The organism is Gammaproteobacteria bacterium, assembly GCA_035501935.1.
In the GTDB taxonomy this organism is placed as follows: domain Bacteria; phylum Pseudomonadota; class Gammaproteobacteria; order JAJPIJ01; family JAJPIJ01; genus JAJPIJ01.
Genome location: DATJVC010000017.1, coordinates 1 through 20,822, shown reverse-complemented (window position 1 = coordinate 20,822; position 20,822 = coordinate 1). Strand labels below are relative to the sequence as shown.

The following is a 20,822-nucleotide window of genomic DNA, read 5'->3' as shown; positions in this document are numbered from 1 at the left end:
CGCTCAAATCAGACTGAGCTGGCCGTTTATTGAGGGCGGGCGGAACTGCGTGGTGTCCAATGCCCTCTCCGGGCGGTTCAAACCCAGCTTGCGGCAGGCCGCCGCGAAGCGCCGCGCGATCAATTCGGCAAAGTGACCTTCGCCGCGCATGCGGGAGCCGAACCGCGGATCATTCTCGCGCCCGCCGCGCAGATCGCGGATGACATTCAATACATGCTCCGCGCGCAACGGGTAATGGCGGCGCAGCCATTCCCTGAACAAATCCTTGATCTCGTACGGCAGACCCAGCATGACGTAGCCCGCGTAGAGTGCCCCGGCGGCATGCGCGGATTCCAGCACTTTTTCCATGTCCTGATCGTTCAGCGCCGGAATCACCGGCGCGAACATCACGCCGGCGGGGATGCCTGCTGCACGCAAGGCGCCGAGTGTTTCAATGCGCCGTTGCGGCGCCGTGGCGCGCGGCTCCATGCGGCGCGCGAGTTGGCGATCCAGCGTGGTGACGCTGACATACACCTCCACGAGCCGCCGGGCCGCCAGCGGCGCCAGCAAATCAATGTCACGCTCCACCAGCGCCGATTTGGTGATGATCGTGAACGGATGGCCGCATTCATAAAGCACTTCAATGATGGCGCGGGTAATCTTGTACTTGCGTTCCATCGGCTGGTAGGGATCCGTGTTCGCGCCCAGCGCCATGGCGCTGACGCGGTGGCCGGGTTTCGCGAGTTCCCGGCGCAGCAGCTCGGCGGCGTTGGTCTTGGCGAACAGCCGGCTCTCGAAATCAAGGCCGGGCGAAAGATCGAGATAGGCATGCGTCGGCCGGGCATAGCAATAGATGCAGCCGTGCTCGCAGCCGCGGTAGGGATTGATGCTGGAACGGAACGGGATGTCCGGCGAATCGTTATGGCTCACGATGGTGCGGGCGCATTCTTCGGTCACCTTCGTTGAGAGCGGTGGCGCGGATTCATCCGCCGTGCCCCAGCCGTCGTCGAAAACCTCGCGCGTCGCGGAGAGGTAACGCGGATCCGGTTGTGATCCGGCACCACGCCCCTTGCGAACGGGAATGACTTTCACGGCTGCGTTGTTCCGTAAAACAGGATCATCTTCGCCGGCCAACCGGGTATGATGTGCCGCACATGCTCGCCCCGTGGTTACACGATCTCATTTTACTCGTCCTGCTGGCCGCGTCACTGTGGCTGCTGGTGGCATCCCTGTGGGGTGGGCGTCAACGCGAACTGCTGTGGCGCCTCGACACCCGCCTGGAGGAATTGAACCGGCGCCTCACCCACGCCGAGGAACGCCGGCAGGAGGCGATGACTCAACTGAAGGAAACCGTCGCACAGCGGCTGGCAGACGGCCATCTGCACACCAGCAAAACCCTGCACGACGGTCTGCAGGGCGGGCTCACCTTGCTGCAAACACAGGTGACCGAGGCATTGCTGCGTTACGCCCAGGAATTGAGCCGGCGCGTGGACGCGCTGACGCAGGCCACCGACAAGCGCCTGCTCGACATCAGCGGCCAGGTCGAAAAGCGCCTGAGCGAGGGTTTCGAAAAAACCACCGCCACTTTCGCCGATGTGGTGAAACGGCTGGCGATCATCGATGAGGCGCAGAAACGGATCACGGAACTCTCGGGCAGCGTGGTCAGCCTGCAGGAGGTGCTCTCCGACAAGCGTTCGCGCGGCGCGTTCGGTGAGGTCCAGCTCGCGGCGCTGGTGCGCAATCTGCTGCCGGAAACCCACTTCGCGCTGCAATACAAACTGCCCAACGACAGGATTGTGGATTGCGCATTGTTCATGCCGGCGCCGACCGGACTCGTGCCCATCGACGCCAAGTTTCCGCTGGAATCCTACCGCCAGTACACACAGGCGGCCCTGCCGGAGACCGAGCGCAAGGCGGCCGAGCGCCAGTTCAAAATAGACGTCAGAAGACACATTCAGGACATCGCCGCGAAATACATCATCCCCGGCACCACCGCCGATGGCGCCGTCATGTTCATTCCCGCCGAGGCGGTATTCGCCGAGATTCAATCCCACCACCTCGATCTGGTCGAGGAAGCCAACAACGCGCGGGTCTGGATGGTCTCGCCAACGACGCTGTGGGCCGTGCTCAATACCGCGCGCGCCGTGCTCAAGGACGCCGCCACCCGCGAACAGGTGCACATCATTCAGGAACACTTGAGCCTGCTGGCGGTGGATTTTGGCCGCTTCCGGGAACGAATGAGCCAGCTCGCGCGTCATATCGAACAGGCGCACGACGACGTGCAGAAGGTGAATACCTCGGCGAAAAAAATCAGCGACCGCTTTGCCCGCATCGAGCAGGTGGAACTGGATCATCCCGAGACCCCCCGGTTGCCGGCCGATCAAACCAAGTGAGAAATTGTAAATTATCGTTTATAATCAAAGAAGCATGAAGCGTTTCTGGCAATGAGCTTTAACACGCACTCCCCCGCCCCCAATTGGGAATTTCCGCATACACCGCACCTGCGGGCATTGATTTTCGACGTCGACGGCACCCTGGCCGATACCGAGGAGTTTCATCGGCAGGCCTTCAACGAGGCCTTCAACGATTTCGGCCTGGACTGGGAATGGACGCCGGAATTGTATGCGGAACTGCTGGCCATCTCCGGCGGCCGCGAACGCATTCTCCACTACGCCGCCCGCACCGGCCTGCATCACGATCGTTCGACGCTGCCTGAATTCGCCGCTGACGTGCACCGCGCCAAGACCGGGCACTACGGCCGCATGCTGCGTGCCGGCCACGTCACCCTGCGCACCGGCGTGCGGCGGCTGCTCACCGAGGCGCGCGGGCAGAAAATTCACCTGGCCATCGCCACCAGCTCCGCTTATGTCAACGTCAGGACGCTGTTGGCGTTGAATCTGGGCGAGGACTGGCAGACCTGGTTCAGCGTGGTGGCGACATCTGACGTGGTGGAGGAGAAAAAGCCGTCACCGGCGGTATATCACTACGTCCTGGACAAGCTCGGCCTGCCGCCCAGCGCCTGCATCGCCTTTGAAGACACCGTCAACGGCCTGAAGGCCGCGACAAGTGCGCATATCCGCACCATCATCACCACGCATTTCTTCACCCGCCACCAGTCGTTTCCGGGCGCGGCGCTGGTGGTCAACCATCTGGGCGAACCGGATCACCCCCACAAGCGGGTGTCCGGCATCGAGCCGGATATCAATTACGTCAACCTGGCCCTGCTCAAGCAACTGCAGTTGAGCACCACCCGCCAGGTGCGCACGACGCGTTATCGCACCGGACACACTCCCGCCGCCAGCTCCATGTAGAAAAAGCAGCCACAATCTCCGCGGCTCTTTGAGGCAGTTGCGCTACAGGGAAGAGCGCCAGTGCGCGAAGGGTCCTGCCGTCATTTTCAATGGCGACAAGCCATTGAAAATCGGAGGCCGGCAAAAAACGCGCTTTTTGCCGGCCGGGCCCTGAGAAGTCCAGGATGGACTCATTCAGGGCTTACTTGAGGACAATGAACGCGGCGCTGTTGCCGCGGCGCACACCCAGCAGCAGCTGTTTTTTTCCGGGGCCGACGGCGCTCAACAACTCCTTCACGTTGGCCACCGCGCGACGGTTCACCGAAGTGATGACGTCACCGGCGCGCAGGCCGTTGCGCCAGGCGCGGCTGTTGCGCTCCACGTCAACAATCAACACGCCTTCGACGCTGCCGTACAGCGGCGAGTCGCTGTCAATGTCGGTTACGGTGACGCCGGCCAGCCGTTCGTCCCGGACACCCTCCCCCTGGTCGGTACGCTCAGTCAGCTCGGCGCTGACCTGCTGCGATTTGCCGTTACGCAGGATGTCCAGTTTGATTTTTTCCCCGGCCGGCAACAGGCCGAATTGATTGCGCGCGTCGGTGGCGGAATTGACATGCTTGCCATTGACGGCGGTCACCACGTCGCCGGGCTGCAGTCCCGCCTTCTCCGCCGGCGAGCCGGGCTCGACCGCCACCACCACCGCGCCCTTGGTGTCGCCGATGCCGAAGGCCTGCGACAGATCGGCGTTCAGATCCTGCATCTGCACGCCGAGCGCGCCGCGCTTCACCTGGCCGTACTGCACCAGCTGTTCCACCACCTGGCGGACGATGTTGGCGGGAATGGCAAAGCCGATGCCGATGTTGCCGCCGGATTGCGAGAAGATGGCGGTGTTGATGCCGACGAGTTCGCCGCGCAGGTTGACCAGCGCGCCACCGGAGTTGCCGGGATTGATGGAGGCGTCGGTCTGGATGTAGTCCTCATATTCGCCGATGCCAAGGCCACTGCGCGCCAGCGCACTGATGATGCCCGAGGTCACTGTCTGCCCCAATCCGAATGGATTGCCGATGGCCACCACGAAATCACCGACGCGCAGCTTGTCGGAATCCGCAATCGGCAGGGCGGTCAGGTCCTTCGGCGGAATCTTGATGACGGCGACATCGGTTTCCGGATCGGTGCCGACCATCTTCGCCTCCAGTACGCGTCCGTCGCGCAGTTTGACCCGGATTTCATCGGCATTCGCGATGACGTGATTGTTGGTCACCACCAGCCCGCGCTGCGCGTCAATGATGACGCCGGAACCCAGCGCCTGGGTCCTGCGCTGGAGGGGGCGGCTGGGGACATTGAAAAAATGACGGAAGAAAGGATCATTGAACAGCGGATTCTGCTCGATTTGGATATGACCCTCGGTGGCGATGTTGACCACGGCGGGCGTCACCTGCTCGATCATCGGCGCCAGACTGGGCATGGGTGCCGTACCCGCCGTCGGGGGCAGCCCCGCCGCGGCGGCGGGCATTCCCGCCGGATCCAGGGACAGCAGGGCCGTCAGGGCCAGCACGGCGGGATGCAATGCGTTTTGCCGGATGTTCATTATGATTTTTATCCCCGTTGAATGCGTTTATACTTCGAATACCGCCGTTGTATTTACAGCCCCCACCCGCCAAAACCAACACCCCGGACGGAGGACCTCCGCCCGGGGTGGGTGTGAGTATGAATCAATTACGCCTGTACTGCGATCTTGCGCGGCTGTTCCTTTTCGCGCTTGGGGATCGTGATCTCCAACACGCCATCCTTGCCCTTGGCCTGCACCCGCTCCGCATCCGCGGATTCCGGCAGGCTGAAGCGCCGGAAGAAACTGCCGCGCGTACGTTCCACGCGTACATAGTCGTCCTTTTCCTCCCTGGTCTCGGCGCTGCGCTCACCCTTCAGGGTCAGCACGCCCTTTTCCAGTGAGATCTCGACGTCCTTCATCGCCACACCCGGCAGGTCGGCGAAGATTACGTAACGATCCGCCTCCTCCTTGACATCGACTGCCGGCGCCCACTGCGGCGCCACCAGGGCCGAACCACCGGCACCCACGCTTAAATCGCCATCGGTGTCGAACAGACGATTCAACTCCTGATGTAACTGATTGAATACACTCCACGGTTGATAACGAACCAGAGTCATAATATTACCTCCATCAAAATCGTTTCCGGGCGTGCCCATCACGCCCTGATGAGGATATAGATGGGGCGGGTATTCTGTTTTTCAAGGGCGGGGGTCGGTGCCATTGGCGGGGGTCGTCGGGTCTGATTCAAACAGGTTTTTCAATTCATCCGCCGCCTGCTTCACGCTCTGGATCAACGCCGCCTCATCCTGGTAGATGGCGTGCTGGCGCAGCAGCAGCGCCTCGTCGTATTCGCGGAACATGGTCACTGTCCTCCCGGCCTCCGCGGGCGGAATGCCCAGCCCCTGCAATACCGCGCGCGCCATTTCCAGGCTGGAGAGATAGGTGTCGCGGTAGAGCACGGCGACATCCAGGTCCATCAGCTTGTAGCTGTGAAACCGGTTGCGCGCCCGCGCGTAGATCGGCACCTGCGGGAAATGGCGGCGCATCACCTCCGCCACCTTGAGCGAGGCCTCGACATTGTCGATGGCGAGCAGGAAGAGCTTCGCCTGCTCCACCTTCGCCGCCCGCAGCAAATCCAGCCGCGAGGCGTCGCCGTAGTAAATCTTGCTGCCGAACCTGCGCACGAAATCGATCTGGGTCGGGCTGCTCTCGAGCGCGGTGAAGGGGATGCCGCGCATGCGCAGGATGCGCGCCGTGATCTGGCCGAAGCGGCCGAAGCCGGCGATGACCACCGGGTTGCCCGGCTCATCGATGCGATCGTATTCCGGTTCGGCGGATTGCGTGAGCCACGGCTCCAGCCAGCGATCCTGCAAGGCATAGAGCAGAGGCGCCAGCATCATCGACAGCGTGACCGCCACGACCAGCGACTGCTCCATGCCGGCATCGATAATCCCCCGGCTGCTTGCCACCTGGAACAACACAAAGGCGAATTCACCGCCGGGCGCCAGCGCCACGGCCAGATGCCGGGCGGTGGCGTTGTCACCGCCCGCGCGGCGGCTGATGGCATACAGCACCGCGAACTTGACGAGGATCATCGCCGCCGCCAGGCCGAACAGCCACAGCGGCTGTTCCCGGATCAATCCGAGGTTGACCGACATACCGACGGCGATGAAAAACAATCCCAGCAGCAGGCCCTTGAAGGGTTCGAGGTCGGCCTCGATTTCGTGCCGGAATTCGGAGTCCGCGAGCAGCACGCCGGACAGAAAGGCGCCCAGCGACATGGACAGGCCGATGCGGTTCATCAGCAGCGCCGTGGCGATCACGACCAGCAGCGCCGCCGCGGTGAACAGCTCGCGGTTGCCGAATCTGGCGACCAGCCTGAACAACCCGCGCAGCACCTGCCGGCCGATGGCGAGCATGGCGGCGATGATCACGATGGCGCGCCCGGCCTCCGCCCAGCCGCCCTGCACACCGGCGCCGCCGTCGGGGGCGAGCAGCGGCAGCAGCGCCAGCAGCGGGATCACCGCCAGGTCCTGAAACAGCAGGATGGCGAAGGCCTCGCGGCCGTGCCGTGTCGTCAGTTCATCGCGCTCCGCCAGGGTCTGCAATATGAACGCGGTGGAGGACATGGCCAGACCGAAGCCGATCACGATGCCCACCCGCCAGTGCTGGCCGGCGGGCAGTGCCAGTGCGCCGATGATCACGGCGGTGATCAGCACCTGCGCCGAACCCAGTCCGAACACCGACCGCCGCAATACCCACAATCGCGAGGGCTGCAACTCCAGGCCGATGATGAACAGCAGCAGCACCACGCCGAATTCGGAGAAGTGCAGGATGCTGCCGACATCGGTGATGAGCCGCAGGCACCACGGGCCGATCAGCACGCCCGCGGCCAGATAGCCCAGCACTGCGCCGAGCTTCAGCTTTCTGAACAACGGCACAACGAAGACGGCGGCCGCGAGCAGGATGGCGATCTGCGCGAGCATGGCGATGCGCCGCTTCAGTCCAGATCGAACAGCAGCAGTTCCGCCCCGCCGGCCTTGTTCAAACGCGCCTCGGTTTCGCCCTTGAGCATGGCGGCGTCGCCTGCGGCAAGTGCATGGCCGTTGACGGACACGCGTCCGTTCGCGACATGTACATAAATCTCGCGATCTCTGGAAATCGCATGAACAACCTCTTCGCCGTCTTCCAGTACCGCGGCGTAAAGACGCGCGTCCTGATGAATGCGCACCGAATCCGCCGCGCCATCCGGCGAGGCGATCCGCTTCAGGTTGCCGCGCAGTTCCCGTCGATCGAAGTGGCGCTGTTCGTAGCTCGGAGGCAGGTCCTTGCGATCGGGCAAAATCCAGATCTGCAACAGATGCACCTGCTCCGTGGCGGAGGGGTTGAACTCGCTGTGCAGGACGCCGGTGCCCGCGCTCATCCGCTGCACGTCACCGGGGCGGATGATGGAGCCGTTGCCCAGACTGTCCTTGTGCTCCAATGCGCCGCTCAACACATAAGTGATGATCTCCATGTCGCGGTGGCCGTGGGTGGCGAAACCCCTGCCGGGGTTCACGTAATCCTCATTGATCACGCGCAGGCTGCCGAAATGCATGTGCGCCGGGTCGTAATAATCGGCGAAGGAGAAGCTGTGGTAGGAATCGAGCCAGCCGTGGTTGGCGTGGCCCCGCTCGTGGCTGCGCCGCAGTGCGATCATATCCAGAACGCAACCGTGGTCATCACGCGTGAATGCAGGGCCATCAGCTGTTTGATCGGCGGCGGCAGTTCCGCGGCGCCGGTTTCGACGGCCTTGGTGGCGTGGCGGGCCTCGTCATCCCGCATCTGCGCCACGATGGCGCGACTCTTGTGATCCGCCGCCGGGAGACGTTGCAGATGATCTTGCAAGTGCTCGACGACCTGCCTTTCCGTCTCGGCGACAAATCCGAGATTGAAACGGTCCCCGGCCACGCCGGCCGCGGCGCCGATCGCAAACGATCCCAGATACCACAGCGGATTGAGCCAGCTCAAATGCCCCTGAAGTTCATGCACGCGCCGCGCGCACCAATGCATGTGGTCATTCTCCTCCGCGGCGGACTGCCGCATGCGATCCTTCACAATTGGATCGCGCGCCGTCAGGGCCTGCGCGGTGTAAAGCGCCTGCGCGCAAATCTCGCCGCTGTGATTCACGCGCATCAGTCCCTCGGACAGCCGGCACTGCTCCGCAGTGAGATCAACTTCCTCCAAATCGCGGTCGGGGGCCGGGCGGGAGGGCTGCGGCAACGGACCGCACAATGTCTTCACCGCCGCGTCAAACGCGGCGATAAGTTCATCGCCCACATCCCATTTCCTCGTTGCTGAAGTATCCATCGAGGAAGACATGATAACAGGCCGTCAACGTTTTTCGTCGGTGCCCCACAAGGTCGCGATCACCTGGCGGCGATGCGGCGCGAGCCGGTGCTCGTAGAGGTACACGCCCTGCCAGGCGCCCAGCAGCAATTTTCCCACCGCCAGCGGCAGGCTGAGGCTGGTTTGCGTCAGCACCGAGCGCACGTGCGCGGGCATGTCGTCTCCGCCCTCGGCGTCGTGCCGGAACAGGGGATCGCCGTCCGGCGCCAGCCGCGCCAGAAAATTTTCCAGATCACGCAGCACCTGTGGATCGGCGTTCTCGCAGATGATGAGCGAAGCGCTGGTGTGCTGCGCGAATAAATGACACATGCCCTCGCCGCGGACATCGCGCGCCAGGTCGCGCAACGCGCCGGTGATCTCATAAGCGCCGCGGCCGCGCGTGGACACGTGGATCGTCTCCCGTCGCAGCAGCATCAGCCGGCATCCCGGCGCAGCACATAGACCGGATAGACCTCGCCGGTTTGTATGCCGCGCACATTGAGCAGGCTCAGCCGCCGGTAGTCACGCAACGGGGTGTCCTCGGGCTTCGGCAGCAATTCCAATTGCCGCAATGTCTCCACGGTGGCGGTCTGCGCGGCGCGGGTGGCGCCGTCGGCTATCTTGATGGCAACGCCGAAACCGTGCCGGCGCACGCTCAGGCATTGCACGCCCTCGGCGCCGCCCTTGGAGATCCATTCGCCGTGGCCCGTGTGCGTCAGCGCCAGATCGAAACGTTTCAGGCCTGACACAAGTTCAGGATGCCGGGTCATCGCATCGTACACGCGCGCCGGCGCGTCGCCGTAGCAGGCGTCTGGCGCCGGGTCACCGAGGCGGGCGTAGGCGGCGGCGAGCGCCGACAAGGGCACTGCGTAGTTCGGCGCGCTGCAACCATCCACGCCGGCGGCCAGATCCGCCGCCGGCACACCGGTGAAATGCGCGACGCAACCGCGAATGGCCTGTTGCACCGGATGTTGTGATTCGAGATAAGTTGCCGTCGGCGCCTGCAGCAGGCGCGCCAGCGCCAGCATGCCTGCGTGCTTGCCGGAACAATTGTGATGCACCGGCGTGTAGATGTCCTCGGCGTGCGGCCGCTGTTCGAGCGCCTCCAGATACAGCGGCGGGTGCACACCGCATTGCAGATCACGCAGATGGCAGCCGGCCTTGCCGAGCACGCCGAGCACGGCGTCCGCATGGCGCGGCTCGCCGGAGTGGCTGGCGCAAAGGATCGCGATCTCCCTGGCGGTGAACTGGTATTTCCCCGCCTCCGGGTGGGCCAGCAGCGGCATGGCCTGGAACGGCTTCAGCGCCGAACGGCCGAACACCGGCGCATGCGCGTCGCCCACAGACCACAATATTTTCCCCTTTGCGTCGGCGACGGCGATGGAACCGTAATGCACGCACTCCACCGTATCGCCGCGCGTGGCGACCGCCAGCGGTACATGTGCGGGGAGCGCCATTGTCACGGCCGCTCGCGCAGAATTTTCTCCAGCGGCTGCCGCCGGGTCTCCGTGACCTCCGCAGGATAACCGTACCAGAGCAGCGACACGACTTCTTCACGGCCCCCGTCCACGCCCACGCATTCGAAGAACCGCGGATCGCGCGTCACCTTGCCGGTGTTCCATTTCGTGCCCACGCCCCGGCTCCACAGGTACAGCATGAGATTCTGCACCGCGCAGGCGCAGGCGGCGTAATCCTCGCGCGCCTGCACCGCGTCCGCCGATTTCACGCAGGTCACCAGGAGCCAGCCGGGTACCGAGAGCCAGCGGCGGCGCTTGGCCTCGGCCGCCGCGGCATCCTGCTTCGCCGCGGTCAGTTCCGCGTTCAAATCCGCCAGCGCCCCGGCCGTCCGCCGCCCCAGCAGGTGAAAGCGCCATGGTTCGGTCAGGCGGTGATTCGGCGCCCAGCGCGCCAGCTCGATGGCTTGCAGGATCAGTTCGCGCGGCGGGAGCTCGGGCTTGAACGCATGCGTCGTGCGCCGGCCGCGCAGCAGCGCCGCGGTTTCACCGGTGGCCGTTGTTCCGGTCATTTGATTTTCAGCCCCACAACATGCGCACGCCGACCACCGCCACCACCACGGCGAAGGCGCGTTTCAGCGTGTCCACCGGCAGCGCGTGCGCCAGCTTCGCGCCCAGCGGCGCGGCAAAAATGCTGGTGGCGGCGATGGCGGCCAGGGCCGGCCAATAGAGGTGGCCGGTGCTCCCCGGCGGCAGTCCCGACTGCCCCCATCCGGCCAGTACGTGCCCCACCGCGCCGGCGAGTGTGATCGGCAGGCCGACGGCGGCCGAGGTGGCGACCGATTCGCGCATGCCGATGTTGCACCAGAACAGAAAGGGCACCGTCAGCGTGCCACCGCCGATGCCGAGCAGGGCGGAAAGCGCGCCGAATACACCACCTACCGCAATCATGACGGCGGTGGATGGCAATCCGCGGCCGGATTTGGGCCGCCAGTTGCGCAGCAACTGCCAGGCAACCGCGATTTCGAAAAGACCGAAAAACACCCGCAACCCATTGGCGGGGATCCCGCCGGCCACGAAAGCGCCCAGCAGGCCACCGGCCAGCACGCCCGGCGCGAGCCGTCGTACCACCGGCCACTGCACGGCGCCGCGACGGTGATGCGCCCAGGTGGAGGTGGTGGCGGTGAAGACGGCGGTGGCGAGCGAGGTGCCGACCGACATGTTCATCATCACCTCCGGATGAAAGGCGGCGGCCTTGAATAAAAAGTACAGGGCCGGCACCACGACGATGCCGCCGCCCAGCCCGAACAAACCGCCGAAAAACCCGGCCGCCACGCCCACGAGGGCATAAAGCAGAAGCAACGTCATGATGAAATTGTACCCGAAGTGATATTGAAGCTCTGAACAAATCCACCCCGGACTTCCGGTTTCGGAAATCACTCCATACCGGCCGGAGTTGCAGGCGCTGGCGGCAACGCCGAAAATGACTGTATGAGCCTCTCCAACCACTCGCTCGGCGCCGCCCGCGTCTTGCTCGGCGCCCTGCTGTGCCTGCCGGCGCCGGCGCTGCCCGCCGCCGGTGAGCGTGAGCGTTTTCTCGACGCCTACCACGCCTTTCAGAAGGAAGACTACGCACGCGGCAGGAAACTGGCGTCCGGCCTCGAGAATTACGTGCTTTATCCCTATCTGCAATACGCCATGCTGGATCACGATCTGGAACATGCCCCGGCGGAAACGGTGCACACGTTCATGGCGGCGGATGGCGGTTCGAGCCTCGGCGAGCAACTCCGCGCCGACTGGCTGATGCTGCTCGCCCGCCGGCAGGCCCGTGAGGATTTTCTGCGCGACTACACGCCGCAAAGGGATCCCACCTTGCGTTGCTATTATTTCGAAACGCGCCTGGCGACGGGCTGGCAGGAGGATCTGCGGCCCGGGCTTTTGTCCCTGTGGGGAAGCGACGAGGTTCTGCCCAAATCCTGCGATGCGGTGATGGCCGCGCTGCTGGAACACAGCGACGCCGCCACGGCCGCGGACTTGCGCTGGCAACGCGTCATCGCCCTGGCACGAAACAATCGCGCCGGGGAAGCCGCCGCCCTCGGCAATTCCCTGCCGGCGGCGGACAAACGCTGGTTCGTCTTGTGGCGCAACATGCACGCCAGACCCGAGACCACGCTGGGCGTCGCCGCCCTGAAAACCGATCATCCGCGCGTCCGCTTCATCGTTCGCGAGGGCATCGAGCGGCTGGCGGCACAGGACGCCGATCGGGCCCACGCCCGATGGCAGGCACTGCACGGGCGCTACGCCTACAGTGCGGAGGAACAGGGCGCAATCACCGCGGCCATCGCGCTCGCGGCGGCCCGGCAACGCCTCGACAACGCGCCGCGCTTCCTGGATGAGGTCCCCGCTGGTGCGGTTACCGACAAGGTGCAGCTGGCGCAGTTGATGACGGCATTGCAGCATCGCGACTGGCGGCGGTTGCGGCAATGGACGGAACGCCCGCCCGCGCCGGACATGGACGCGCTGTGCTGGCGCTACTGGCACGCGCGCGCGCTGGAGGAAACCGGCGACGCCGCGGCGGCGCACGGCGAATATCAATCGCTGGCGCAGGAACACGATTACTACGGGCTGCGCGCGGCGGAACGCCTGGGCGTTTTCTATGACATCACTCACCAGCCGCTGGAACGGCCGATGGCGGAAGTCGGGGCCTTTCTGAAACGGCCGGCCATACGGCGGGCGCTGGAATTGCGGCAGCTGGGCCTGAGCACCGAGGCGCGGCGTGAATGGCAGTACGCGATCCAGTCGCTGGACGCGCATGGGCTGGGGGTGGCGGCCATCGCCGCCTATCAACAAGAGTGGTATGACCGCACGCTGCTGGCGCTGAACAAGGCCCATGAGTACGGCGATCTGGAGATGCGCTATCCACTGCCCTACAAAACGCTGCTGGAGCAGACCGCCGAGGCGCGCGGTCTGGAATTGCCGGTGCTGTACAGCCTGATCCGCAGCGAAAGCGCCTTCAGCGAAGACATCCGATCGCCCGCCGGCGCGGTGGGCTTGATGCAGCTCATGCCCGCCACCGCCAGACAAACCGCCAGGAAATTGAAATATCCCTACAAGGGCAAGAACGAATTGCTGTCGGCGAAGACCAATGTGTTTCTCGGCAGCACTTATCTGCGCGCCATGCTGGACAAGTACGACGGCAACCTGGCGATGGCGGCGGCGGCCTACAATGCCGGACCCAAACGGGTGCAGCAGTGGCGGCCCGCCGACCATTGCACGCCGGCGGAGATTTGGGTGGATACAATCCCGATCACGGAGACGCGGCGCTACGTGCGCGGCCTGCTCTATCATGCCGCCGTGTATGAAATGCGCCTGAAGCAGGCGGTGACGCCGTTGCTGAAGCGCCTCGCGGCCATCCCCCCCGTCAACGGCACCCCCGCGTTCTGCAGCGTGAACTGATCATCCATGCACACGCATCAGATCGCCTTGCTGGGCGGCACGGGTTTCGTGGGCCGCCACCTCATCAGCCGGCTGGCGCGGGATGGCCACCGCTTGAAGGTCCTGACGCGCCGCCGGGAAAAGCACCGCGACCTGCTGGTGATCCCGACCCTCCGGCTGATCGAGGCGGACGTGCACAACCCGGCCCATCTGCGCATGCATCTTGCAGGCTGCACGGCCGCCATCAATCTGGTCGGCATTCTGAATGAGCACGGCGATGACGGCCGCGACTTCCATCATGTCCATGTCGAATTGGTGGAGAAGCTCATCGCCGCCTGCCGCGATCTGGGCGTACATCGCCTGTTGCACATGAGCGCGCTGCACGCCAGTCCAGCCGGCCCGAGTCACTATTTGCAAAGCAACGGCCGGGCGGAGGAATTGGTCCAAGATGCGGCGCGCCATGGTTTACAGGTCACCAGTTTCCGTCCCTCGGTCATCTTCGGTCCCGGCGAGAGATTTCTTAACCGTTTTGCCCAGTTGTTGCGCTGGACGCCGTTGTTTTTTCCGCTGGCCTGTCCCCAAGCGCGTTTTGCGCCGGTATGCGTGACTGATGTGGCGGAGGCAATGGCGCGCTGCCTCGACGATCCGCACAGTTATGGCCGGCGTTACGACCTGTGCGGCCCGCGGACGTATACACTGCATCAGCTGGTGGCCTACACGGCGCAAATCATCGGGGTGCGTCGCTTTATTGTGCCGTTGCCGTATTTTCTTTCGAAACTGCAGGCCAGCGTGCTGGAATACGCCCCGGGCAAGCCCTTCTCGCGCGACAATCTGCGTTCATTGCAAGTGGACAGCATCTGCGTGGGCGGCGGCGCGCTCGCTGCGCTGGGCATCATGCCCACGCCATTGGAAGCGGTCGCGCCGGATTATCTGCTGCCTTCCGGACAGCGCCGACGCTACGATGATTTCCGCCACCGCATCAGCCTTCCGGCCTGAACACCCGCAATCAAGTGAAAATATACAAAGTTGGCGGTGCCGTGCGCGACCGGCTGCTGGGTTTGAAAACCAAGGACTGCGACTGGGTGGTGGTGGGCGCCACGCCGGCGCAGATGGAATCACTGGGATACACACCAGTCGGCAGGGACTTCCCCGTGTTCCTGCATCCGCAGACGCACGAGGAATACGCCCTGGCGCGCACCGAGCGCAAGTCCGGGCGCGGCTACAAGGGTTTCACCGTGCACGCCAGCCCCGAGGTGACGCTGGAGGAGGATTTGCAACGCCGCGATCTCACCATCAATGCGATGGCCGAGGACGAACAGGGCGCGCTTGTCGATCTCCACGGCGGCCAGGCGGACCTGAACGCGAAAACCCTGCGGCACGTCTCGCCCGCGTTTGTCGAGGATCCGCTGCGGGTGCTGCGCGTGGCGCGCTTCGCGGCGCAACTCGATTTCACCGTGGCCCCGGAAACCCTGGCGCTGATGCGGACCATGGCGGCGGACGGCGAACTCAACGACCTCACCGCCGAGCGTGTCTGGCAGGAGACAGTGCGGGCGCTGGCTGAATTACACCCCAGGCGTTACATCGAGGTGCTGCGCGAATGCGGCGCGCTGGCCGTGCTGTTCCCGGAGATCGATCGGCTCTTCGGCGTCCCGCAGCGCGCCGACTATCACCCGGAAGTGGACACCGGCGTGCACATTCTGCTGGTGCTGGATCAGGCGGCGCGGTTGAGCGACGACCCCCGCATCCGTTTCGCGGCGCTCATGCACGACCTCGGCAAAGGGACGACGCCCGCCGAGTTTCTGCCGCGGCATCACGGCCACGAAGAGCGCAGCGTGCGCCTGCTGGAGGAATTATGCGATCGCTGCCGCGTGCCGAACGACTATCGGGAACTGGCCATCATCGTCGCGCGTTATCACGGCCTCTGCCACCGCGCCGACGAGCTGCGCCCGGACACGAAGCTCAAGCTGCTGGAATCGACCGATGCCTTTCGCCGCCCGGAGCGCTTTGAACAGTTTCTGCTGGCCTGCGAAGCGGACCGGCGCGGACGGCTCGGGCTGGAAGACCAGCCCTACCCGCAGGCCGATCTGCTGCGCCGCGCGCGGCAGGCCGCCGTGGCGGTGGACACCACCACGCTGCTGGAACGCGGCCTGGCCGGCGAGGCCTTCGCCGGCGAACTGCATCAACTCCGCACCGCCGCCATCCGCGCGTTGACACCATGAATGAAACTCCGGAGGGCATTGCCCTCCACGCCTGTCCACTCTGCAACTCAGCGCGGATCGGCTTCTATCTGGAAATAAAGGGCTATCGCCACGACCGCTGCACAGACTGCGGATTTGCTTTTCTCAATCCGATGCCGGACCAGCGCCGGCTCAACGCAACCTACCAGGGATGGCGGCAGATCAACCAGGCCTTCTACCCGCATGCCGGCTCGCGTGGACGCAAGTCGCTGCTGCGCGGGTTGCGCCTGTGGGGTTATCTGCGCGGGAAGCGCGTGCTTGACGTGGGTTGCGGCGGCGGCTTCTTCGTCAATGCCGCGCGCCGGCTCGGCGCCGAGGCCACCGGCCTCGACGTGGATACCGGCAGCATCGCCTACGCGCGCCGCGAATTTCCGGCGTGCCGGTTTGAATGCATGTCATATGACAACTACCGGCCGGAAAGAAAATTTGATTTCATTCATTGCTCGGAAGTCATCGAGCACGTGAGCAATCCGCATGATTTGATGAAGCTCTTCGCCGCCACCCTGGCGCCGGGCGGCCACATCTTCATCACCACGCCCGATCTCGGCAGCCCCAACCTGCCGGCAAATGTCGCCGATTGGGCCGGGTTTTCACCGCCGGTGCACGTCGGTCTGTTTACCGAGGGAAATCTGCGGCAGCTATTCGACCAATACGGCTTCGCGCTCGTCAAAAAATTCCCCATCCGCAAGACCGGCATGAAACTCCTGTTCCAATTTCGCCCGCGCCCGGCGCCGAAAGTGGAATAGAGCCGCAATCTACAAACGTTCGAGGGCGTTGAAGGCGGAACAGCCGCGCAAAGGCAGGTCGAGCCCTTGGGTCGCGGCGAGCACCTTGAAGCGCTCGCCCATCTCGCCCGGCAGTGTCAGCTGCTGCACCTGCCGCGACAAGATCGGCGCATGGTCGGGTTGTACGCGCACCGCCTCCTCATAGTATTCCAGCAGGCCCAGCGACAGCAGAAAATGCGCCTGCGTGCTGTAGCCGGCGACCGTGAAATCCGCGGCTTGCGCGGATTCGGCGACGGCGGTGAAATCCACCGAGGCGGTGATGTCCTGCAAGCCCACGTGCAGGAACGGATCGTCGTGCGCGTGGTGACGGTAATGGCACAGCAGCGTGCCGCGCACGCGTTGCGGGTGATAATACTCGCGGCGTGGGTGGCCATAGTCCGCGATCAACACCAGCCCGCGCTGCAAACAATCGCCCAGCGCACGCCACCAGCCGCCGAGCAGCGGGTTGTATTCGGAGGTGTAGCCGGCGGCGAATTCACCGCATTCCTTCTCCAACGCGGCAATGGCCTGTGCGGGTTCGGAATCCGGCGGGATGTCTTTCTCCTTCCAGTGAAAGTTTCCATCCTGGCAACCGACGTACATCTCCGCATAGCCGTGCTTTTGCCTGCGAAACACGGTCACCGGCATGGCATCCAGCACTTCATTCGCCAGCACCACCCCGGCGAATGGCTTTGGCAAGCGATCCAGCCAGATTATTTGTCCGCAGTATTCCGGCAATTCGGCGCGGATCAACTGCTGCTGGCGCGCGCGCAGATCAGGGCTGACTTCGAGGATGTGGTAATGCGCGGGCAGGACGCCCTCCTCCGCCAGCGCCCGCAACACATCGACGGCGAGCCGGCCGCTGCCGGCGCCGAACTCCAGCAGATCCCCGCCATCCAGCGCCCGCAACACCTCTGCGATCTGCCGGGCCAGGCAGCGGCCGTACAACGGCGAGATTTCCGGCGCGGTGACGAAATCCCCCGCGGCGCCGAACTTGGCCGCCCCGGCGGCGTAATAACCCAGCCCCGGCTCATAGAGCGCCATGCACATGAACTCGCGGAAGGGAATGGCGCCGCCGGCGCTGTCGATGGCGGCGGCAATGCGATTACGGAGTGTATTGCTGTGCTCCGCCGCCTCGCCGGTCGGCAACGGCAGGGCCCGCGAAGCGCCCGTGGAACCCACGGAGGTCACTGCCTCTTCTTCAATGCTCCGATGAAATCCGGCAGTTCGGAGTCGAGCAACCAGTGCCTGCCCTCATCGCTGTACCACCACACCTGGTGATCCTCCAGCGTATGAATGACGCCGGATCGTTCGTGGTAGAAGGTAATCACCGCCGTCACCGCAGCCTCCTTTTGATCCGATGCCATGACCATATCGTTGATCTCATAGGAAGACACGCGAATGTCCTTCAGCGTGTCCAAATTCACCTGTCTGGGCTGGCCCTTGCGCAACACGATGTACTTCACGGCATCGCTCCATTGCCCCCAGCGCAGAAGTTGGGCATAAGTCTTGGTGGCGTCATCCAGCGCGTCCGCGCGCTTGCTCGCCTCCATGCGGGCACAGGCACCCAGCACCAAGGCCAGCGCCAGCATCCAGAGTACATTTCCAAGGTTGCGCTTGTTGTTCATATACTCCCCCTCACTTTTTACCGCGCTCAATGACCACGCCGACGTCGCGCACCCCGCGCACCGCGCCCTGTTTGTTGAGCTTGAGCCTGAGCCACGGCACCTTGAATTCGTTCTGGATGAGTTCCGCCACCTTTTCCGCCAGCGTCTCCACCAGCGTGAACTGGCTGGCCCCGACGAAGGCGATGACGCGCTGCGCCACTTCGCCGTAATCGACGGCGTCATTGATGCCGTCGGACGCCGCCGCCTTGCGCACGTCGACGCCCAGATCGATGTCAAAGACCACGGTCTGCCGGATGCGCCGTTCCCAATCATACACGCCGATGACGGTGTCGATGCGCAAATCGTGGATGTAGAGAATGTCCATGCCCCGCCCCCGCTCCCGGAGGACACATGAGACCGAAGCGCTCTTGACCTGTCAAGCGCGGATGCCTTCCAATGCCGTCATGTGGAGCATCCTCAGCATCGCGGTGGGCTATCTGTGCGGATCGATTTCGACGGCGATCCTCGTCTGCCGCGTCATCGGCGCGCCCGACCCGCGCGCCGCCGGTTCCGGCAATCCCGGCGCCACCAACGTGCTGCGCGTGGCGGGCAAGGGCGCGGCGGCGGCCACCCTCATCGGCGACAGTTTGAAGGGCCTGCTGCCCGTGCTGCTCGCCCGGGCCCTGGGCGCGGACTCTCTTATTCTCGGACTGACGGCGGGCGCGGCCTTTCTCGGCCATCTCTATCCCGTGTTCTTCCGCTTCCAGGGCGGCAAGGGTGTCGCCACCTTCATCGGCGTGCTGCTCGGACTGGCCTGGCCGCTGGGTCTGAGCTTCATCGCCGTCTGGCTGCTCATGGCCGCGATATTCAGGATTTCCTCCCTGTCGGCGCTCACCGCCGCCGCCGTCACGCCCGCGCTGGCGTGGTGGTGGAACTACCCGCTGTCTTGTTTATTCGCCACAACGGCCATGTCCGCACTGCTCTATTGGCGCCATCGCTCCAACATCCGCAACCTGCTCGCCGGCACTGAAGACCGCATAGACAGAAATTGAGGTTCTCTCATACCACCGGCAATTCGGACATCGGCCAGCGCGGATGGGCCTGGAACGACAGCGGCTCGTGCTGGCCGGCGGCCAGCCGCCGGTAACCGGCATAGGCGATCATGGCGCCGTTGTCGGTGCAGAATTCCGCGCGTGGGTAATACACACGACCCTTCGCTTCACGCGCGATGTCCTCCAGCCGCGCGCGCAATGCCGCGTTGGCGCTGACGCCGCCCGCCGCGATCAGCGCCTTCAAACCGGTCTGCTTCAAGGCGCGGCGGCATTTGATCGCCAGCGTGTCGATCACGGCCTCGGAGAAGGCGAGCGCGATGTCGGCCCTGCTTTGCGCGTCGCCGCCGCATTGCGCCAGCGTGTTGAGCGCGTGCGTCTTCAAGCCGCTGAAGCTGAAATCGAGTCCGGGCCGGTTGGTCATCGGGCGCGGGAAACGAAAACGGCCTGCCCTGCCCTGCTTCGCCAGTTTTTCCAGCGCCGGGCCGCCGGGATAACCCAGTCCCAGGATTTTCGCGGTCTTGTCGAAGGCCTCGCCGGCGGCATCATCCAGCGATTCGCCGAGCAGGGTGTAATGACCCACGCCTTCGACGCGGAACAACTGCGTATGGCCGCCGGAGACCAGCAGCGCCACGAACGGAAACGGCGGCGGATCATCCTCAAGCATGGGCGCGAGCAGGTGCCCCTCCATGTGATGCACGCCGATGGCCGGGATGCCGAGCGACCAGGCCAGCGCGCGGCCGACCGCGGCGCCCACCAGCAGCGCGCCGATCAACCCCGGCCCGGCGGTGTAGGCCACGCCATTCAAGTCCTGCATCGTGAGGCCCGCTGCCGTCAGCACCTCGCGGATCAACGGCACGGTCTTGCGCACATGATCGCGCGAGGCCAGCTCAGGCACCACCCCGCCGTAGGCCGCGTGCATGGCCACCTGCGTGTACAGCCGGTGCGCCAGTAGTCCGCGCTCGGCGTCGTAAACCGCCACCCCGGTCTCGTCACAGGACGTTTCGATGCCCAATACTTTCATGGAAGCTATTTTTGCATTTAACCGGCCTCCTCACTACAATGGCCGCCCCTTGCATAGCGCCTGTAATTGGAAAGGAAATAAAAGCTGCATGCCAACAGTAAAGATTCGCGACAACGAACCGTTTGACGTTGCCCTGCGCCGTTTCAAGCGCGCCTGTGAAAAGGCCGGTATCCTGGCCGAAATCCACCGCCGTGAGTTCTACGAAAAGCCGACCCAGGTGCGCAAGCGCAAGGCGGCGGCCGCGGTCAAGCGCTGGCAGAAAAAGGTTTCCCGCACCTCCATCGCGACCACCCCGCAACAGAAGCTGCTCAAACAACGCGAGGCGGCGGCTCGTCTGGCCGCACGCGGCGGTCGCGGCGGGGATCGCCGGCGTTGATCGCCGTTCTGGATCACGCCGCCCGATTCGACGGGCTTGATTTCTCCCGCGATCGTGCTCAAAGAACGTATCAATGAGGATGTGAAGGCGGCGATGCGGGCGCAGGACAAGCGCCGCCTCGGGGCATTGCGGCTCATCACCGCCGCCATCAAACAGCGCGAAGTGGACGAGCGCATCACCCTCGATGACCC

General features: G+C 64.4%; 22 protein-coding genes and 1 pseudogene. 9 read left to right on the top strand and 14 right to left on the bottom strand.

The genetic code is table 11. The features are described from left to right. Positions 1 to 3 precede the first annotated feature (3 nt). Positions 4 to 1,071 (bottom strand): PA0069 family radical SAM protein, encoded by a 1,068-nt coding sequence (locus tag VMH34_04210; protein ID HTT07974.1) that lies wholly within the window; start codon positions 1,069 to 1,071, stop codon positions 4 to 6. A gap of 62 nt (positions 1,072 to 1,133) precedes the next feature. On the opposite strand from VMH34_04210, the gene VMH34_04205 reads away from it, so the two are divergent. Both VMH34_04205 and VMH34_04200 read left to right on the top strand, forming a co-directional pair. Beyond that, entirely contained in the window at positions 1,134 to 2,372 is a 1,239-nt protein-coding gene (locus tag VMH34_04205) for a DNA recombination protein RmuC (GenBank protein HTT07973.1), read from the top strand. Between the two features lie 51 nt (positions 2,373 to 2,423). After that, on the top strand, positions 2,424 to 3,290 hold the full coding sequence (locus VMH34_04200) for an HAD-IA family hydrolase (protein HTT07972.1): 867 nt from the start codon (positions 2,424 to 2,426) through the stop codon (positions 3,288 to 3,290). Positions 3,291 to 3,471: 181 nt separating this feature from the next. Here the strand turns inward: VMH34_04200 and VMH34_04195 are convergent, their stop codons facing one another. From VMH34_04195 to VMH34_04155, 9 genes are all read right to left on the bottom strand, one after another. Next, a complete protein-coding gene (locus tag VMH34_04195) occupies positions 3,472 to 4,857 on the bottom strand; it encodes a DegQ family serine endoprotease (protein HTT07971.1) in 1,386 nt (461 codons plus the stop codon). Between the two features lie 128 nt (positions 4,858 to 4,985). Continuing rightward, positions 4,986 to 5,435 (bottom strand): Hsp20/alpha crystallin family protein, encoded by a 450-nt coding sequence (locus VMH34_04190; GenBank protein HTT07970.1) that lies wholly within the window; start codon positions 5,433 to 5,435, stop codon positions 4,986 to 4,988. Positions 5,436 to 5,516: 81 nt separating this feature from the next. Continuing rightward, a complete protein-coding gene (locus VMH34_04185; protein HTT07969.1) occupies positions 5,517 to 7,304 on the bottom strand; it encodes a monovalent cation:proton antiporter-2 (CPA2) family protein in 1,788 nt (595 codons plus the stop codon). A 14-nt stretch (positions 7,305 to 7,318) separates the two neighbouring features. Beyond that, positions 7,319 to 8,017 carry a pirin family protein gene (locus tag VMH34_04180; protein HTT07968.1) on the bottom strand — a complete coding sequence of 233 codons (699 nt, stop codon included), beginning with the start codon at positions 8,015 to 8,017 and terminating at the stop codon, positions 7,319 to 7,321. Then, on the bottom strand, positions 8,014 to 8,667 hold the full coding sequence (gene coq7, locus VMH34_04175) for a 2-polyprenyl-3-methyl-6-methoxy-1,4-benzoquinone monooxygenase (protein HTT07967.1): 654 nt from the start codon (positions 8,665 to 8,667) through the stop codon (positions 8,014 to 8,016). The genes VMH34_04180 and coq7 overlap by 4 nt, the downstream gene beginning before the upstream one ends. 24 nt (positions 8,668 to 8,691) lie before the next feature. After that, complete coding sequence (locus VMH34_04170) at positions 8,692 to 9,120, bottom strand: secondary thiamine-phosphate synthase enzyme YjbQ (protein HTT07966.1); 429 nt, start codon at positions 9,118 to 9,120, stop codon at positions 8,692 to 8,694. Continuing rightward, the gene (locus VMH34_04165) at positions 9,120 to 10,142 is read right to left on the bottom strand and encodes an asparaginase (GenBank protein HTT07965.1); all 1,023 of its coding nucleotides are present in this window, start codon (positions 10,140 to 10,142) and stop codon (positions 9,120 to 9,122) included. The genes VMH34_04170 and VMH34_04165 overlap by 1 nt, the downstream gene beginning before the upstream one ends. A 2-nt stretch (positions 10,143 to 10,144) precedes the next feature. Continuing rightward, the gene (locus VMH34_04160) at positions 10,145 to 10,711 is read right to left on the bottom strand and encodes a nitroreductase (GenBank protein HTT07964.1); all 567 of its coding nucleotides are present in this window, start codon (positions 10,709 to 10,711) and stop codon (positions 10,145 to 10,147) included. Positions 10,712 to 10,718: 7 nt separating this feature from the next. Then, positions 10,719 to 11,507, bottom strand: a complete 789-nt coding sequence (locus VMH34_04155; protein ID HTT07963.1) for a sulfite exporter TauE/SafE family protein — start codon at positions 11,505 to 11,507, stop codon at positions 10,719 to 10,721. Between the two features lie 123 nt (positions 11,508 to 11,630). Between VMH34_04155 and VMH34_04150 the strand changes: the two genes are divergently transcribed. From VMH34_04150 to VMH34_04135, 4 genes are read left to right on the top strand one after another with little or no spacing between them, the layout of a single operon-like run. Continuing rightward, positions 11,631 to 13,595, top strand: a complete 1,965-nt coding sequence (locus VMH34_04150; protein HTT07962.1) for a transglycosylase SLT domain-containing protein — start codon at positions 11,631 to 11,633, stop codon at positions 13,593 to 13,595. Positions 13,596 to 13,601: 6 nt separating this feature from the next. Next, positions 13,602 to 14,570 (top strand): complex I NDUFA9 subunit family protein, encoded by a 969-nt coding sequence (locus tag VMH34_04145; GenBank protein HTT07961.1) that lies wholly within the window; start codon positions 13,602 to 13,604, stop codon positions 14,568 to 14,570. Positions 14,571 to 14,584: 14 nt separating this feature from the next. Then, positions 14,585 to 15,793 (top strand): multifunctional CCA addition/repair protein, encoded by a 1,209-nt coding sequence (locus VMH34_04140; protein ID HTT07960.1) that lies wholly within the window; start codon positions 14,585 to 14,587, stop codon positions 15,791 to 15,793. Next, a complete protein-coding gene (locus VMH34_04135) occupies positions 15,790 to 16,557 on the top strand; it encodes a class I SAM-dependent methyltransferase (protein ID HTT07959.1) in 768 nt (255 codons plus the stop codon). The genes VMH34_04140 and VMH34_04135 overlap by 4 nt, the downstream gene beginning before the upstream one ends. 9 nt (positions 16,558 to 16,566) lie before the next feature. Here the strand turns inward: VMH34_04135 and VMH34_04130 are convergent, their stop codons facing one another. The 3 genes from VMH34_04130 to folB are packed head-to-tail and all read right to left on the bottom strand — an operon-like array spanning position 16,567 to position 18,567. Beyond that, positions 16,567 to 17,757 (bottom strand): SAM-dependent methyltransferase, encoded by a 1,191-nt coding sequence (locus tag VMH34_04130; GenBank protein ID HTT07958.1) that lies wholly within the window; start codon positions 17,755 to 17,757, stop codon positions 16,567 to 16,569. Between the two features lie 5 nt (positions 17,758 to 17,762). Further along, entirely contained in the window at positions 17,763 to 18,203 is a 441-nt protein-coding gene (locus VMH34_04125) for a hypothetical protein (protein HTT07957.1), read from the bottom strand. Between the two features lie 10 nt (positions 18,204 to 18,213). Further along, a complete protein-coding gene (folB, locus tag VMH34_04120; GenBank protein ID HTT07956.1) occupies positions 18,214 to 18,567 on the bottom strand; it encodes a dihydroneopterin aldolase in 354 nt (117 codons plus the stop codon). Between the two features lie 79 nt (positions 18,568 to 18,646). On the opposite strand from folB, the gene plsY reads away from it, so the two are divergent. Further along, positions 18,647 to 19,234: a glycerol-3-phosphate 1-O-acyltransferase PlsY gene (gene plsY, locus VMH34_04115; protein HTT07955.1), complete on the top strand. Its 588-nt coding sequence runs from the start codon at positions 18,647 to 18,649 to the stop codon at positions 19,232 to 19,234. A 7-nt stretch (positions 19,235 to 19,241) separates the two neighbouring features. Here plsY and tsaD read toward each other — a convergent pair whose 3' ends face one another. Beyond that, positions 19,242 to 20,255, bottom strand: a complete 1,014-nt coding sequence (tsaD, locus tag VMH34_04110) for a tRNA (adenosine(37)-N6)-threonylcarbamoyltransferase complex transferase subunit TsaD (GenBank protein ID HTT07954.1) — start codon at positions 20,253 to 20,255, stop codon at positions 19,242 to 19,244. A gap of 88 nt (positions 20,256 to 20,343) precedes the next feature. On the opposite strand from tsaD, the pseudogene rpsU reads away from it, so the two are divergent. Both rpsU and VMH34_04100 read left to right on the top strand, forming a co-directional pair. Beyond that, positions 20,344 to 20,523, top strand: a pseudogene (gene rpsU / locus VMH34_04105) (30S ribosomal protein S21). 159 nt (positions 20,524 to 20,682) lie between these two features. After that, positions 20,683 to 20,822 (top strand): GatB/YqeY domain-containing protein (locus tag VMH34_04100; GenBank protein HTT07953.1); only part of this gene is annotated, 140 nt, incomplete at its 3' end.